General features: G+C 46.6%; 18 protein-coding genes and 1 tRNA gene. 14 read left to right on the top strand and 5 right to left on the bottom strand.

Annotation, left to right across the window (positions count from 1 at the left end):
- Positions 1–177: 177 nt before the first annotated feature.
- From tsaE to ADM98_RS16795, 5 genes are read left to right on the top strand one after another with little or no spacing between them, the layout of a single operon-like run.
- Complete coding sequence (gene tsaE, locus ADM98_RS16815) at positions 178–627, top strand: tRNA (adenosine(37)-N6)-threonylcarbamoyltransferase complex ATPase subunit type 1 TsaE (protein WP_053454485.1); 450 nt, start codon at positions 178–180, stop codon at positions 625–627.
- Positions 624–1,277 (top strand): tRNA (adenosine(37)-N6)-threonylcarbamoyltransferase complex dimerization subunit type 1 TsaB, encoded by a 654-nt coding sequence (tsaB, locus tag ADM98_RS16810; protein WP_053454484.1) that lies wholly within the window; start codon positions 624–626, stop codon positions 1,275–1,277. Before tsaE ends, tsaB begins: the two co-directional genes overlap by 4 nt.
- On the top strand, positions 1,270–1,725 hold the full coding sequence (gene rimI / locus ADM98_RS16805; protein ID WP_053454483.1) for a ribosomal protein S18-alanine N-acetyltransferase: 456 nt from the start codon (positions 1,270–1,272) through the stop codon (positions 1,723–1,725). The genes tsaB and rimI overlap by 8 nt, the downstream gene beginning before the upstream one ends.
- Positions 1,722–2,729 (top strand): tRNA (adenosine(37)-N6)-threonylcarbamoyltransferase complex transferase subunit TsaD, encoded by a 1,008-nt coding sequence (tsaD, locus tag ADM98_RS16800; protein WP_053454482.1) that lies wholly within the window; start codon positions 1,722–1,724, stop codon positions 2,727–2,729. The genes rimI and tsaD overlap by 4 nt, the downstream gene beginning before the upstream one ends.
- 28 nt (positions 2,730–2,757) lie before the next feature.
- Positions 2,758–3,327, top strand: a complete 570-nt coding sequence (locus ADM98_RS16795; protein ID WP_053454481.1) for a hypothetical protein — start codon at positions 2,758–2,760, stop codon at positions 3,325–3,327.
- A gap of 46 nt (positions 3,328–3,373) precedes the next feature.
- On the opposite strand, the gene ADM98_RS16790 is transcribed toward ADM98_RS16795, so the two are convergent.
- From ADM98_RS16790 to ADM98_RS16780, 3 genes are all read right to left on the bottom strand, one after another.
- Positions 3,374–4,033: a haloacid dehalogenase type II gene (locus tag ADM98_RS16790; RefSeq protein ID WP_053454480.1), complete on the bottom strand. Its 660-nt coding sequence runs from the start codon at positions 4,031–4,033 to the stop codon at positions 3,374–3,376.
- 68 nt (positions 4,034–4,101) lie between these two features.
- Positions 4,102–4,557 (bottom strand): flavodoxin, encoded by a 456-nt coding sequence (locus tag ADM98_RS16785; protein WP_053454479.1) that lies wholly within the window; start codon positions 4,555–4,557, stop codon positions 4,102–4,104.
- Positions 4,558–4,662: 105 nt separating this feature from the next.
- Positions 4,663–4,983, bottom strand: a complete 321-nt coding sequence (locus ADM98_RS16780; protein WP_023469609.1) for a winged helix-turn-helix transcriptional regulator — start codon at positions 4,981–4,983, stop codon at positions 4,663–4,665.
- Positions 4,984–5,166: 183 nt separating this feature from the next.
- Here ADM98_RS16780 and ADM98_RS16775 point away from each other — a divergent pair, with 183 nt between their 5' ends.
- Together ADM98_RS16775 and ADM98_RS16770 are read left to right on the top strand one after the other, a co-directional pair.
- The gene (locus tag ADM98_RS16775; protein WP_053454478.1) at positions 5,167–5,565 is read left to right on the top strand and encodes a DoxX family protein; all 399 of its coding nucleotides are present in this window, start codon (positions 5,167–5,169) and stop codon (positions 5,563–5,565) included.
- A 20-nt stretch (positions 5,566–5,585) separates the two neighbouring features.
- Complete coding sequence (locus ADM98_RS16770; protein WP_023469607.1) at positions 5,586–6,179, top strand: flavin reductase family protein; 594 nt, start codon at positions 5,586–5,588, stop codon at positions 6,177–6,179.
- A 146-nt stretch (positions 6,180–6,325) separates the two neighbouring features.
- On the opposite strand, the gene ADM98_RS16765 is transcribed toward ADM98_RS16770, so the two are convergent.
- Both ADM98_RS16765 and ADM98_RS16760 read right to left on the bottom strand, forming a co-directional pair.
- Positions 6,326–6,748 carry a hypothetical protein gene (locus tag ADM98_RS16765; protein WP_053454477.1) on the bottom strand — a complete coding sequence of 141 codons (423 nt, stop codon included), beginning with the start codon at positions 6,746–6,748 and terminating at the stop codon, positions 6,326–6,328.
- Complete coding sequence (locus tag ADM98_RS16760; protein WP_053454575.1) at positions 6,748–8,649, bottom strand: ATP-binding cassette domain-containing protein; 1,902 nt, start codon at positions 8,647–8,649, stop codon at positions 6,748–6,750. Before ADM98_RS16760 ends, ADM98_RS16765 begins: the two co-directional genes overlap by 1 nt.
- A gap of 167 nt (positions 8,650–8,816) precedes the next feature.
- Here ADM98_RS16760 and ADM98_RS16755 point away from each other — a divergent pair, with 167 nt between their 5' ends.
- The 7 genes from ADM98_RS16755 (at position 8,817) to ADM98_RS16730 (ending at position 15,466) form a co-directional block, all read left to right on the top strand.
- Positions 8,817–9,476, top strand: a complete 660-nt coding sequence (locus ADM98_RS16755) for a redox-sensing transcriptional repressor Rex (RefSeq protein ID WP_023469604.1) — start codon at positions 8,817–8,819, stop codon at positions 9,474–9,476.
- Positions 9,476–9,673, top strand: coding sequence for a twin-arginine translocase TatA/TatE family subunit (locus ADM98_RS16750; RefSeq protein ID WP_029342825.1), 198 nt, complete (start codon positions 9,476–9,478; stop codon positions 9,671–9,673). The genes ADM98_RS16755 and ADM98_RS16750 overlap by 1 nt, the downstream gene beginning before the upstream one ends.
- 7 nt (positions 9,674–9,680) lie before the next feature.
- Positions 9,681–10,460: a twin-arginine translocase subunit TatC gene (gene tatC / locus ADM98_RS16745; protein ID WP_029342824.1), complete on the top strand. Its 780-nt coding sequence runs from the start codon at positions 9,681–9,683 to the stop codon at positions 10,458–10,460.
- A gap of 103 nt (positions 10,461–10,563) precedes the next feature.
- Positions 10,564–10,639 (top strand) — tRNA-Ala (locus tag ADM98_RS16740).
- Between the two features lie 221 nt (positions 10,640–10,860).
- The gene (locus ADM98_RS16735; RefSeq protein ID WP_053454476.1) at positions 10,861–14,607 is read left to right on the top strand and encodes a S8 family serine peptidase; all 3,747 of its coding nucleotides are present in this window, start codon (positions 10,861–10,863) and stop codon (positions 14,605–14,607) included.
- A 128-nt stretch (positions 14,608–14,735) separates the two neighbouring features.
- The gene (locus ADM98_RS17515; RefSeq protein ID WP_200904908.1) at positions 14,736–14,894 is read left to right on the top strand and encodes a hypothetical protein; all 159 of its coding nucleotides are present in this window, start codon (positions 14,736–14,738) and stop codon (positions 14,892–14,894) included.
- A 119-nt stretch (positions 14,895–15,013) separates the two neighbouring features.
- A complete protein-coding gene (locus tag ADM98_RS16730) occupies positions 15,014–15,466 on the top strand; it encodes a hypothetical protein (protein ID WP_053454475.1) in 453 nt (150 codons plus the stop codon).
- Positions 15,467–15,478: the final 12 nt, after the last annotated feature.

Raw genomic sequence — 15,478 nt, 5'->3', positions numbered from 1 at the left:
CCAGCTCGTTGGGCTCATAACCCAAAGGTCGTCGGTTCAAATCCGGCCCCCGCAACCAATTTTAAACTTAACTTCAACTTTACTACGAAACGTTCAGCGTTTCGTATTTTTTTTTGCCTTTTTCGTCCGGTACAATAGAGAAGGATGAACAGTACGTATTAAAGGAGGAGACATCGTATGATAGAACTGGAAATGAACAGCTTGGAAGAAACGACTGCTTTAGCCCTTGAACTTGGACGACGTGCTGAAGCAGGAATGGTCATTACGCTTGATGGAGACTTAGGTGCTGGGAAAACGACATTCACTCAAAGTTTTGCTAAAGGATTAGGTGTGACACGTCATGTCAACAGTCCGACGTTTACGATCATGAAAGTCTATACAGGACGTCTTCCTCTTTATCATATGGATGTCTATCGCCTCGAAGGTTCAGGCGACGACATTGGACTAGAAGAGTATCTCAACGGTGAAGGTGTCGCTGTCGTCGAGTGGTCTGAGTTGATTGCGGACAGCCTTCCACCGGAACGATTAGCAATCTCGATTACACGAACAGGTGACGATAGCCGTCGTTTTGAGCTGACACCGATTGGAGAACGATACATTACATTATGTGAGGGATTGAAATCATGAAAATTGTAGCTATTGATACATCGACGAAACAATTATCGGTCGCTCTTTCGGATGGGGAACAAATCGTAGCAGAAGCATCGTATGTCACTTCTTTAAACCATGCGACGAAGCTCATGCCATTGCTTGAGCGCTTGATGGCGGAAGCGAAATGGACACCCTCCCAACTGACACGGGTCGTTGTTGCCGATGGACCAGGTTCTTATACTGGGTTACGGATTGGTGCGACAACAGCGAAGACGCTTGCCTATACACTCGGTATCGAACTGGTTGCGGTCTCGACACTTGAGTTGATGGCGGCTTCGACAGGTCATACTGGACGTGTTGCAGCGATTCAAGATGCACGACGCGGGTCAGGTTTTGTCGGAGTATACGACGCTGGACAACGAATCGGTGAAGAACAACATGTCGAAATCGCCTCTTTTGTAAAGACGTTAACGCCAGATACGCTCGTTACGGGAGACGTCGATGCGTTTGAAGAACTTCTTCAACCATTCGAAAAGGCTGCTCCTGCGTTTCAAACACCGCGTGCTGGAGTGCTCGCTTTACTTGGTGCAACACGCCCGGCAGTAGAAGCACATGCGTTTGAGCCGCGGTACCTGCGCCTTGCCGAAGCAGAAGCGAAATGGATTGAGGCACAACGTCATGAGTAAAATCATTCGCCGAATGACCGTACATGATGCTGCAGGTGTCCATGCCGTCGAACTTGAATCGTTTGCGACACCCTGGACGCTTGATGCTTTTAAAGCAGAAATGACACAAAATCCGAATGCCTATTATGTCGTTGCCGATCAAGACGGCATCGTTGGATTTGCTGGTCTGTGGCATATCGCGGATGAAGGTCATATTACGAATATCGCCGTCAAGCAGTCACATCGCGGACAAGGACTCGGGGAAGATCTGCTAACGGCATTGATCGCAGTCGGTCGAACACTTGGTTTACGGGCGATGACACTCGAAGTACGTGTCTCGAACACACCGGCGCGGACTTTATATGAAAAACTTGGATTCCAGTATGTTGGCGTTCGAAAACGATATTATCAAGATAACAATGAAGATGCTGCCATCTACTGGCTGGAGCTGGAGGGAGAAGACTTATGACACAACCATTGATTCTAGCAATTGAATCGAGCTGCGACGAAACAGCGGCTGCCGTCGTCCGTGGAGGAACGGATGTCTTATCAAACGTCGTCTCGTCTCAAATCGAGAGTCATAAACGTTTTGGTGGCGTCGTGCCTGAAGTCGCCTCACGCCATCACGTTGAGCGTATCACCTATGTCATTGATGATGCGTTGACGGAAGCAAACGTCACGATCGACGACATTGACGCGATTGCCGTTACGGAAGGACCAGGACTTGTTGGCGCATTACTCGTTGGCGTTAGTGCGGCAAAGACACTTGCTTTTGCGCATAATAAGCCGTTGATCGGTGTTCATCATATCGCAGGTCATATCTATGCCAATCGTCTCGTGCAAGAACTCGAGTTCCCGCTCGTCTGTTTGATTGCATCAGGTGGGCACACGGAGCTGATTTACATGCCAGAAGATGGTGTATATGAAGTCATCGGCGAAACACGAGATGATGCAGCAGGGGAAGCCTATGATAAAGTCGCTCGGACATTGAAGTTACCGTACCCGGGTGGTCCACGGATCGATCAGTTGGCACAGACGGGGCAGGATACGTTCCACTTTCCACGCGTCTGGCTCGAGAAGGATTCGTATGACTTTAGCTTCAGCGGTTTGAAGTCAGCGGTCATCAATGCCGTGCATAATGCTGAGCAACGGGGAGAAGTGATCATTCCGGAAGATTTAGCTGCGAGTTTCCAAGCGAGTGTCGTCGAAGTCCTCGTGACGAAGGCGATCCGTGCCGTGAAGGATAAAGGGGGACGCCAACTGCTACTTGCCGGTGGTGTCGCCGCCAACAAAGGATTACGCCACGGTCTTGAAGCAGCATGTGCGAAGGAAGGAATCGATCTCGTCATTCCGCCAATGCACCTGTGTGGAGACAATGCAGCGATGATCGGAGCAGCTGCGATTCATCCATATCGTGCGTTACGCTATTCGACACTTGCCATGAATGCAGAACCTGGGCTAGATTTAAAGTAAGGAATCCGAACAACTTGGGGGAAATGGAATGAAAAAAGTCATCATCGCATTGTTAGCGGTACTGGTCATCGTCGCAATCGGACTTCAGGTCCGAGAAATCGTCAACGCATACCAAGTCGCCTATAAGGAAGAACTCGTACCCGATAAGAAAGCGGTCGAGACGAACACGAAACAACGTCCACTTTACGAAATCGGACGAGCAGAAGGGGAAAAGACCCGGATTCAAAAGTTGTATGCTTTTGATCAGACAGTCAATGGGAAGCTCAGTAATGTCGTCATCGTCGATCGGAAGTATGGTTTAACGAACAAGGTGAGTGATGATTATTTCATGATTGCTTCCGGAACACCGGTGACGGACCAAGAAAAGAAGTCATTCGAACCGATGATTCAAAAGCTGGATGCAGAACAAGTTCAAGCAGAGGTGATCTCGAAGCACGAGGTGACGGCTGTTGAAAACAATAAAGAGCGGACCTTAACGTTATTTAAGGTTTTCTACAAAGATACGGATCAAAACGAATACCTCTTCTTCATCGAAAAAGAGGGCGGATTGAAACTCGATCTATTCAAGAAGGGCTACTCGCGTCTTTCGAATTACTGATCCATGAAAACAGCGGATTCCTAAACAGGAGTCCGCTGTTGTTCGTTCATTGCCATTCTGTGATGCCGGTTAAGTCGTCATAGATGCGATCCGGATCGAGGTTCAATTCCTCGACCGGAAGTCCATTTCGGTTGATCCATGCTGTTTTGAAGCCAAAGCTTTTCGCCCCGGTAATATCCCAACCGTTCGAGGACATGAATAAGACCTCTTCTCGTTTCAGACCGAGTGTGTTTAAGGCGTGCATATAGGAAGCAGGTGCCGGCTTGTATTGTTTAATGTCATCGACACTGACAAGATGTTCGAACCGATCGGCTAAACCTGATTGTTCAATCAATGGATCGAGCATATCGTGCGAACCATTCGAGAAGACGACGAGGCGCTTATCCGCCATCGTCTCGAGAACGGAGCTGACTTCTGGGTAGACATCAAGTGTCAGGTACGTTTCCATGAGAGTCGTGATCTGCTCCTCCGTCACATGGAGTTTCAGTTCGAGTAATGCGTAGCGGAGAGCGTCTTGCGTCACTTGACTGAACGGCACATATTGTCCGTTCAATTGCCGGAGGAAAGAGTACTCTAGTTGTTTCTCCCGCCAGCGTTTACTGATGGCCTCTCCGTGTCCCGGATACAGCTCTTCTGCTTGTTCTTTGACGGAATGGACATCGAATAACGTACCGTAGACGTCAAAGACGAGTGCTTGAATCGTCATAAAACATTCATCTCACTTTCATAAAGTCTGTTTTAAGGATTCCCTTACGTAGTAAATTCAAACGATATTTATGAAAGGACGTGCTGTAAAAAACGATGAAATGTCTGCGTAAATGCACGACAAGCCGCTTGTTTTTCCGGGGTATTCGGATCAAACTCAATCTTTAAGCCATCCGTGGCGATAGTCGCCCCGGCTTCTTTTAGTGCTTCTTCGATCAAGTCAACAGCTGCGCAGTACTTTGGATAATCAAGATCCCCCGAGCCAAAAGCAGCAGCCGGTATCCCGTTTAAAGACTGCTCCCGTAGCTCCTCGACGAAATCTTCTGCTTCATATGGCAAATCACCGTCTCCCCATGTATATGAGCCGAGCAGCAGACCATCAAAACGCGATAAGTCCTCCCCGACGAATTGATCTAGTTCTGTAATCGTCACGTTGACCTCATGTTGCTCAAGCTCACTCTTTATAATCGAGACGATATCTTCCGTATTACCGGACATGCTGACGAATCCAATCGCGATATGCATGCATCTTCCTCCTTTCGTTGTACTTCTTCACTTTAATTGATAATGATTATCAATGTCAAAGGTCATATAAAAAAGCACCTCCCGAAGAAGATGCTTTTCTATACATTAGTCTTGTAGTTCGGCCCATTCTTCAATGGAACGAATGACCGGTTCGAGTTGGCGTCCTTTGTCGGTCAAACTGTATTGAATCTTAATCGGACGATCGGGAATGACAGTCCGGATGACGATGCCTTCCGCTTCGAGCTCCTTCATACGTTCCGTGAGCATACGACCTGATAATTCGGGAATGGCATCTTGAATCTCATTGAAACGGCATGTCTTCGTCAACAAGTGACGTAAAATCAGACCTGTCCATTTCTTACCTAAGATTTCAAAGGCATGTTCGACTTTGGGACAAAGAGCCGGTTGGATTGCGACTTCTTCCATCAGCACTCATCCTTTCTATAGTTGTAGTATACCCGCTTCTGTTAAAAAAATCGAATCATTTTACTTAATGTAACAAAAAGAACTAAAACAAATCTATTTACTTTTAGTAAGTGATAAGATATAGTCTGTTTATTGAGTTACTTAAAGTAACTAAAAAACATTAGGTAAAAGGAGAAGATAGCAATGATGAATACAGGACTTTTAATTATTCGTTTAATCATCGGTTTAACATTCGCTGCACACGGTACACAAAAATTATTTGGTTGGTTCGGTGGACATGGCATCGCTGGAACAGGCGGTTGGTTCGAATCAATCGGCATGAAGCCAGGAAAAGCACTCGCAATTACAGCGGGTCTTGCTGAATTGATCGGTGGTTTGTTGTTCGCAGGTGGTGCTTTTCTGTGGATCGCTGCCATCCTCATCATCGGTTCGATGCTTGTCGCAATTGTTAAAGTACACGGTACGAATGGTTACTGGGTGACGCAGAACGGGTACGAATACAACATGGCATTGATCGTCATCGCCCTTGGCGTAGCGATGATCGGTGCTGGAGACTATTCACTCGCTGCACTCATCGGGTGAGGAAAAAAGGTGGGTCATTCATGAAGTTTGAAGCATCAACGCTTAGCGCAAAAGACAACTATAAATTATTGATTGGCAGTATTATTCCACGTCCGATTGCTTTCGTGACGACGCAAGGGGAAGACGGGACGGTCAATGCCGCACCATTTTCCTTCTTTACCGTCGCATCGAGCAGTCCACCACAACTCGTAATCGCCGTACAACGGACGGATCAAGGACAGAAAGATACGGCCCGTAACATTTTGGCGAAACAAAGCTACGTCATCCACATCGTCAGCGAAGAGATCGTCGATGCGGTCAATGAAACAGCTGCACCACTGGCTTACGGTGAAAGTGAGCTGAAGCGGACGGATTTAACACTCGTTGATAGCGACGCGATCGAAGTACCAGGAATCGCGGAAGCAAAAATTCGGTTCGAGATGCGCTTGACGCAACACGTCGAGCTAGAAGGTGCCGATCTTTTGATTGGTGAAGTACTGCGCTATCACGTCGCGGATGAACTCGTCGAGTCGTTCCGGATCGATGCGGCAGGATTAAAAGCTGTCGCGCGTTTAGCAGGGAACGATTATGCGACGATCGGGAAGACGTTTACGATTGCCCGACCGACAAAATGATAGAAGCATGAATACCTGATACATTGTACGACCCATCTTGAAGACGAAGGTTTCGATTCCAACAAAAAGGAGTTGAGATTCCGGTTTATCTCCCGGAATCTCAACTCCTTTTTCTCATATCGTTCATCTAATTAGTTGGTCGGACTTCAAGGTTGCGGATCGATTTCATTTGAAGAAGTCTCTAGTCCGTGGCGTTTACTGTATTGGTAGCCATCGAGCAAATAAAAGACAATGGCCAGTGCCCAAATGCCGACACAGCTGATCAAGAAAGCGATGATCGGTGAGACACTCCCATAATACGATAAGATCAACGGATCATTAAGTTCAACGAATAGCTGTGTCGTCAGGAGCGTACAACAAAGTCCGGAGAGCAGACTGACGAGAAGACCGCTCCATGTCTGGATGACGAGTCCGATCATGCAGGAAATCAAGAGGAACAAAGGAAGTGCAGCATTAAAGGCATCTGGTCGGATAAAGACGGACACATAATCTGCATACAAAGGGACGAAATAAAGAACACCGGATAGTAATCCTAAAATGAGATTGATGAAAAAGCTTTTCGTTCGCATCAGTGTTGATTCTCCCATCGTTCCATCAATTCGAGCAAATCGATATCAATCTGATCACGTTCTGCTGAAAGCGCCGTCGCTTTCGGAATATCATTGAAGACTTCCGGCTCGCACAGCAACTGTTCAATTTCCGCCGAACGTTGTTCAAGCTGCTCGATGTCTTGTTCAATTTGTTCGATTTGCTGACGGCGTTTCTTTTCTTCCTTTTGTGCTTCTTTATCGATCGTCTTCGATGCTATGACTTTTGCCGCTTTTGCTTCCTCGGCTTCGAGGCGAGCGATTTCTTCTTGTTCCGCCTTCTTCTCCGTGTAGTACGAATAATCGCCGAGGTACTCTGTCACACCAGCCTCACTCATCTCGATAACGCGTGTCGCGATCCGGTCGATGAAGTAACGGTCGTGGGAGACGAATAGTAGCGTCCCTTCATAGTCGACGAGTGCATTTTCAAGAACCATCTTCGAATCAAGATCCAAGTGGTTCGTCGGCTCATCGAGGACGAGGACGTTCGTCTTGCGTAATTTCAGTTTTGCGAGCGCGAGACGTCCGCGTTCTCCACCTGATAACTCATGGACGATTTTGAAGACGTCGTCACCGCTAAACAAGAATTGTCCAAGGACAGAACGAACTTCTTGTTCGCGCATCAGTGGCCATTCGTTCCAAATCTCATCGATGACACGATTTCGGTCATTGAGTTCTGCTTGCTCTTGATCGTAATATCCGATCGAGACGCCGGTTCCGAAACGGAAATCACCGACGAGGGGACGTAAGCGACCGACGAGGACTTTTAAGAGCGTCGACTTCCCGATTCCGTTCGGACCAACGAGTGCGAGCGATTCGCCACGTTGCAAACGGAACGTGATATCTTTTGAGACAGCTTCTTCATAACCAATCGCCAGTTGATTGACTTGCAGGACGTCGTTACCGCTTTGTTTTTCAATCGGGAAGGAGAGGACCGTACTACGCTCATCCCCATCCGGTCGATCGAGCCGATCAACTTTCTCGAGTCGTTTTCGAACGCTTTGCGCACGTTTTGTCGTCGTCGCCCGGGCGATATTTCGTTGAATGAAGTCCTGCATCTTCGCGAGCTCTTCTTGTTGCTGTTCGAACTGTTTCATTTCTTGATCGTACAATGCCGCTTTTTGTTCCAAGTACTTCGTATAGTTCCCCGTGAACTTACGACAGACATTGCGGGAGAGCTCATAGACGACATTGACGACTTGGTCGAGGAAGTACCGGTCGTGCGAGACGATCAGGACGGCACCACGATAACCACCGAGATAACTTTCGAGCCAAGCAAGCGTATCGATATCGAGGTGATTGGTCGGCTCATCGAGAATGAGGAGTTCTGGTGCTTGCAAGAGCATCTTCGCTAAAGCGAGCCGTGTCCGTTGACCACCAGATAACGTCTGGATCCGGCGTGAGTAATCGTCGGGATAAAAGCGCATTCCGTGCAAGACAGAGCGAATATTCGCTTCGAACTGATAACCACCAGCTTCTGAGAAGTCGTGCTGTGCTTGATCGTACGTCTTCAAGAGACGATCGTAAGCGACAGGGTCGTTCAAGATATGTTCCATCCCCATTTCGATTTCCATCCGGCGTAGTGTCCGTTCTTGTTCTTGTAAATGTTCAAAGACGGTCAGCATCTCGTTCCAAATCGATTCATTCGATTCAAGACCACTGTCTTGCGCGAGATAACCGATTTTGACGTCCTTGCCCTTCATGATGTCGCCCGAGTCGTGACTCAGTTCGCCAGCGATGATTTTGAGCAAGGTCGATTTTCCGGCACCGTTTCGCCCGACAAGCGCAATTCGGTCGCGTTCTTGTACTTCTAGTTTGATATTTTCTAAAATCGGCTCGACGCCGAATGATTTCGAGAGTTGGTTGACTTGTAAGAGTATCATTTCCATCCATCCTTCCACCCTTTAGTCTATCACGAACAAAAGCACGAGGTCGTGCGGAATATATTATTTGTGACTCTATGTGAAGTGGTTTACAATCAAGAAGAGTAGAAAGCTTTTTGCAAAGATTTGGGTGCCACGATGGATGTGGCCGAAGGGGGAACTGCAGGATGAATGGACCAGACACAAAAATTCCACAAGCGACAGCAAAACGGTTGCCGCTATATTATCGCTTCATCCAAAGTTTATACAATTCAGGTAAGCTCCGCGTCTCTTCTGCTGAGTTAAGCGAGGCGGTGAAGGTTGATTCAGCAACGATTCGTCGCGATTTTTCCTACTTTGGGGCACTAGGGAAAAAGGGGTATGGATATAACGTTCAACATCTTTTAACGTTTTTCCGGAAAACCTTGAATCAAGATGAGGTGACGAATGTTGCCTTAATCGGGGTCGGTCATCTCGGAACAGCGTTTGCAAATTATAACTTTTTAAAGAATAATAGTACTCGGATAGTCGTTGCGTTTGATGCGGACGAAGAGAAGGTCGGAACAACGACGCATGACGTTCCAATCTATCATGTTTCGGACATGAAAGAACAAATCGAAGCGAATCAGGTCGATGTTGCCATCTTGACGGTTCCATCGCAGTTCGCACAGTCAGTAGCGGATGAGTTAGTCGAGTATGGTGTGACAGGTATTCTGAACTTTACGCCTGCACGGTTGAACGTGCCAGCGAGCGTCCGGGTCCATCACATCGATTTATCGATCGAGTTGCAGTCGTTAGTTTATTTCATGAAGCATTATTCGCAATCAGCTGAAGGAGTGAAATCATAATGGAAAACCTTATCCCGCTCACATTAGGTATCGGACCTGCGAGCATCGGATTAATCGCAGTCGTCGCGTTGATCATCTTCGGACCGAAGAAGTTACCAGAATTCGGACGTGCTGCTGGTCAGACATTGAAAGAGTTCAAGAATGCCACGAACGGTATCATGGACGACGATAAAAAGGACGAACCGAAAGAGAAGTGATTGAATCATGACGGTTGATCAAGAGCAAAGCATGACGTCGCACCTTGACGAACTCCGGAAACGGATCGTCTGGTCGCTTATCATCGTCGTCGTCCTGTTCGCTGTCGCATTTCCGCTCGTCCGACCGCTCGTTCGTTTTCTACAAGCGGACTTAAAAGAGCTCGGCATCGGTTTGAATGCCTTCAACGTCGCCGATCCTTTAATGTTGTATTTGAATCTAGCGTTCATCATCGCGTTGATTTTAGCGTCACCGTTCTGGATGTATCAACTCTGGGCATTCGTCCGACCAGGACTTTATGACAAGGAGCAAAAAGCGACACTGACGTATATTCCAGTCATCTTCTTTCTGTTTTTGGCTGGCGTAGCCTTCTCGTATTTCTGGTTGCTGCCCTTCTTGCTTGAAGTCTCAACGGATCTCGGGAAAGAGTTAGGGATCGAACAAGTCATCGGGGTTGAAAACTACTTCAGTTTCTTGATCCGGCTGACAATGCCATTCGGTCTTCTTTTCCAATTGCCGGTCGTGACAATGTTCCTGACACGTCTTGGTCTCGTGACGCCATATTTCATGCGAAAGAATCGGAAATATGCGTATTTTGCGCTGTTCGTCGTTGCAGCATTGATTGCACCGCCGGACGTGACGTCACACTTGATGATCTCGGTTCCATTGTTCGTTCTCTATGAGATCAGCATCTTGATTTCTGCGCGAACGTACAAAAAGGTCTTGATCCTCGAGCAACAGGCAGAGCTTGAACGACAGGCGGATTTGATGCGTGAACTGAATAAATGAATCGTGAATTCCTCCGACGATTTTGGGAGGAATTCTTTTTTATGAAAGCGTTATTTTTATATTGATAAAGCAGTTAGTGATGCGTATACTAAAGATAATTCATGGGGGCTTAGCTCAGCTGGGAGAGCGTTTGGCTGGCAGCCAAAAGGTCGTCGGTTCGATCCCGATAGTCTCCACCAAATTCGTACACTTTAAACTCTTGAGGATTCAAGAGTTTTTTTGTTGCTCTCGAAATATGGAAATGAAATATAACATGACAATAAAAACAAATAATTATATAAAACAGACAAAACTGAATTGTTTATTTCCATCTATTTCATTAAACTAAATATACAGAATTTTCGTTTAACTGTTTTGTGAGTAGTACTATTATGGTTTTTCAGAAAAGGGGAAAAGAAGCATGAAGAAGAAGATTGCGCTTATGGCAGCCGTCTTGATGACGTCTTCCAACTTAGTCAGTGCTCAAGGAGCACTGTCTTCGCAAGACAAGGCAAGCGGTCAAAAACCTCAAGCCCTCTCACTAAAGAAAACAGGACAGGAGAAGGTGTATAAGCAGTCCGATAAGGTTCGTGTCGTCATCGAGATGGAGCAGAAGCCAGCCATTCAAATCGCACAGGCACAAAACAAGCGGTATAGCACATTGAGCAATGCCGAAAAAGAGTCGATTAAGGATCGTCTTGTTACCGTTCAGAAGTCAGTCAAGTCTGCCATCGCGAAACAAGCGATTCCGGTGACGTATAAAGAAAGCTTCACGACTGTTTTGAATGGATTTAGTGGAGAAGTAAAGTTCGGGGATATTCAAGATATTAAAAAGTTAGACGGGGTCAAGGATGTACATATTGCGCACGAATATGCGCGCCCGAAAGTCGATAAAGGCGCAAAACCAGACATGTTATACAGCAAAGATATGGTTAATGCAAAGGAAACATGGCAGGACTACGGCTTCAAAGGGGAAGGGACGATCGTAGCTGTCATCGATACGGGGATTGATCCGTCGCATAAAGATATGGTCTTGAGCCCGGAGACGAATGTGGATTTGACATCTTCTAAAGTCGAAAGTGCCAAAGAAACAAAAGGACTAAAGGGAAAGTATTTTACGGAAAAAGTACCGTACGGCTATAACTACGCTGATCACGATAGTGAAATCCGTGATTTAGGGGCAGGCGCATCGATGCATGGGATGCACGTTGCGGGTACGGTCGGAGCAAACGGGGATGAAGCAAACGGTGGTATCAAGGGGGTTGCTCCTGAGACACAATTGCTAGCAATGAAGGTATTCGGAAACGACCCAGGAATGCCATCTACATTTAGCGATATCTACATCAAAGCAATCGATGATGCGATTGCCCTCGGTGCGGATGTCATCAACATGAGTCTCGGATCGACGGCATCGTTCGTCAATGCGGATGATCCGGAACAACGCGCAATCGTCAACGCGATGAACAACGGGATTTTATGCGCGATCTCTGCCGGGAACTCGGCATTTACAGGACATGGTGCAGGCAATCCGTATACAGCGAATCCTGACATCGGTGTCGTAGGATCTCCAGGGCTGATCAGCCAAGCGTTACAAGTCGCATCGCTAGAGAATACGAAATTGACGCTTGAAGGCATGGCACTGACGATCGACGGACAGGATGCTGGTTACTTGGCGTATCAAAAGCAGGACTCGCCGAATCCGATTAAGGTGTTCAACAAGGAGAAGCAAGACGTCATCTATGTCGGTGATGGTCAAGCATCGAACTACGAAGGAAAAGATGTCAAAGGCAAAGTCGTCTTTGTCGTGCGTAATGGCAGCTTTAACTACGGCATGATCCAAGCAGAAGCGGAGAAGCAAGGGGCAGCTGGGGTCATCGTTCGTGGACGAGTTGATCACGGGGATTATGTCAGTATGGCACTCAACAATCCGACGATTCCGATGGTGACGCTCAGTATCGCGGACGGGAACGATCTTGAAGCAAAAGCAAAAGCAGGGAAAGCGATTGCTGTGACGTTCGATGGAAAAGCAGTCTCAGCAGATAACCCAGTAGCGGGCGAGATGTCTGATTTCACGTCATGGGGTGTGACACCGAACCTTGATTTCAAGCCAGAAATCACGGCACCAGGTGGGAAAATCTACTCGACACTTAACGATAACGAGTATGGTGTCATGAGTGGTACTTCGATGGCAGCACCGCACGTCGCAGGAGGAACAGCACTCGTCATGCAGCGAATCGCAAAAGACTTTAAGGTCAATGGCGCGACACGCGTGAAATTAGCGAAGAATATTCTCATGAACACATCACGTCCACAGCTTGATAAAGGGCAATATAACGCTGAAGCAAAAACAGGTAGTTTCTATTCGCCACGTCGCGAAGGCGCTGGTTTAATGGATCTTCATGCTGCGATGAAAACACCAGTCGTCGTCACGGAAACGAAATCAGGTGAAGGAAAGGCTGCACTCAAAGAAGTCGGTGAGAAATTCACGTTTACGCTTGATTTGAAAAACTACAGTAGCGAAAAAGTGACGTATCAATTAGCCGGTACGGTTCAATCGGATCTCGGTGCAGAAGGAACAAACTTCCTTGAAGCAAACGGTATTTTCAAGAAAAATTCAGTGGATGCAGTCGATCCGAATAAAGGAACATTCCCAATCTCATTCGTAGTCGGTTCGAAGAAAGCAAGTTCTGTCTCCATCAATCCTAAGAGCTCAACGAAAGTAAGCGTATCGGTCGATTTGAAAGATACAGTCGATTGGGCAAACGGTCTTCCACTTGAGCAAGTCTTTGAAAATGGGTACTTCGTTGAAGGTTTCGTTCGCTTGATCGATACGAAGAGTAAAAATCCAGAATTGACGGTTCCATACGTCGGATTCAAAGGAAAATGGGATCAAGCACCAATCGTCGATGCGCCGCGTTATGACGAAGAGAAAACATTCTACGGATTAACCGGGCTAGCGACAGAAGTAAAAGATGATTTCGAGTTTCTCGGAACGAATACAGCAGGAAAAGTCGTTGAAAACAAGGTAGCGTTCTCGCCGAACAATGATGGAAGCGTGGATGAAGCGTTCCCAGTTCTCTCGTTCCTGCGTAATGCAAGAAAAGTCGAGTATTCGATTCTTGATCGTAATAAAACAACGCTCCGTAAATTAGATCTACAAACAGACGTCGTGAAGAACTATTATGATAGCGGTTCGGAAGATGGATTCACACCAGTCACAAGTGCGGCTTGGGATGGGACAGTCAACGGAAAATCAGTCAAAGACGGTCTTTACTATTACCAAGTTAAATCAGTCATCGATTATCCGAATGCGAAGTGGCAGTCGAATCTCTTCCCAGTCTATATCGATACGAAAAAACCAGCAGCAACAGTTCAATGGGATACTGCGAAAGAAACACTTTCGTGGACAGCAGGCGATCAAGGAACCGGTGTAGCGTCGTATGATATTCTCGTCGATGGAACAAGTGTCTTAAAACAGCCGCTTGCACCGACAGAAAAAGCATATGAACTCAAAGGTCTCTCAAAGTCTGCGAAGATTGATTTCGTCGTAAAGGATTACGCTGGAAACACAGTGATGAAGTCCGTGAACACGACAGGAATCGATAAAGCAGTACCGACTGTCCAAATTGATACACCAGTTGCACTCGGTCTTTCGACATCTAAAGTGGTTAATATTGCCGGTCATGTATCAGATGAGTCAGGCATCAAATCATTCAAGATTAACGGAAAAACGGTTCAGCTCCGTTTTGACGCAGCAAAACAGCAGTATGTGTTCAGCCACGATGTGACCTATACGAAAGATGGTGTCAAATCGTTTAAGGTTGAAGCCTATGATGGAAAAGGAAATCGCTTAGTATTTAGCCGCCAAGTCATTCTGGATTCGACATTACCGACATTAAAAGTGACAGCACCAAAAACAGTATCAGCCAAAACAAAGACAGCATCCCTTAAAATTGTTCTCCAAGATAACTATGATGAGATTCGATTTGATATGAATGATAATGCCGTATATCGTCATACATTCAAGGAACCATATCAGATGAGAGCCTTTAAAAAGACGATCACGAAAAAAGTGACGCTCAAAAAAGGTAAAAACACGTACAACTTGAAACTGAAGGATCTCGGTGGACACGTTGTTACGAAAACAGTCGTCATTACGAAAAAATAAGTAACTGAAGATAAAGTCAGGTGGGGATCCGTCTGGCTTTTCTTTGTGTAACGAAGCGCTTTGACGGGTTTATCAGACGAGCGGAGGGGGAATTTTAAAAACAGAAACAAGTCAGAGGGGGAACAACCATGAATCCGTTTACGACCTTAATCGCCTTCATCGTAGGGTGTCTCGTCTTATATCTTGGTATCCGTGATCGAAACGGCTGGTTAATTGGCGTCGCGATGATACCGCTCGCGATTGTTGCCTATAGCGTCATCTATCTGATCATCCAGGTCAGTGCGTAGTCTCTAATGAAAGATGTCTTGTCCGAAGCGGCAGGACGTCTTTTTTTTTGGAAATCGTACTAAAGATGAAACCGATGCAGTAAAATGTAAGTATATGACAGTATAGGGGGCGGGAGATCATGGAACACGTACATACACAAACGGAAGCATTAGCGACGCTATACGAAGAGATGCACCAGAAGACGAAGACCGGCATGTGGATCATGCTTGCGGCATTTCTAGCACTTAGCAACACACTGGAAAAACCAGTCTACGCCATGATCGTTCCATTACTGTACTTTAGCTATGACATGTTCGTACAACGCAAGCGGTTCGCGCTTGTAGCAGAGTATACCTCACAGGCTTCAGCAAGACGGCTCTATCAGGTGCATGTGTTAATCGGTATCTTACAATATGGGGCACTCGCCGGGTTAATCGTTTGGGCAGTCGATCGACCGAATACATCCTTCTTGATCGGACTGATCATCGTTGTCATCCCGTTCTACTGGATTTGTCGAAAAACGCTAGAGTTCGTCTCACGAAAAATCGATCCAACATATGTGACGGAAAAAGAAATTAATCAAGCCCGTTAGAGGAGATGGTTT

Source organism: Exiguobacterium sp. BMC-KP, assembly GCF_001275385.1.
In the GTDB taxonomy this organism is placed as follows: Bacteria; Bacillota; Bacilli; order Exiguobacteriales; family Exiguobacteriaceae; genus Exiguobacterium_A.
The sequence above is the reverse complement of the archived record's forward strand: the minus strand, read 5'-3'. Positions and strand labels throughout refer to the sequence as shown.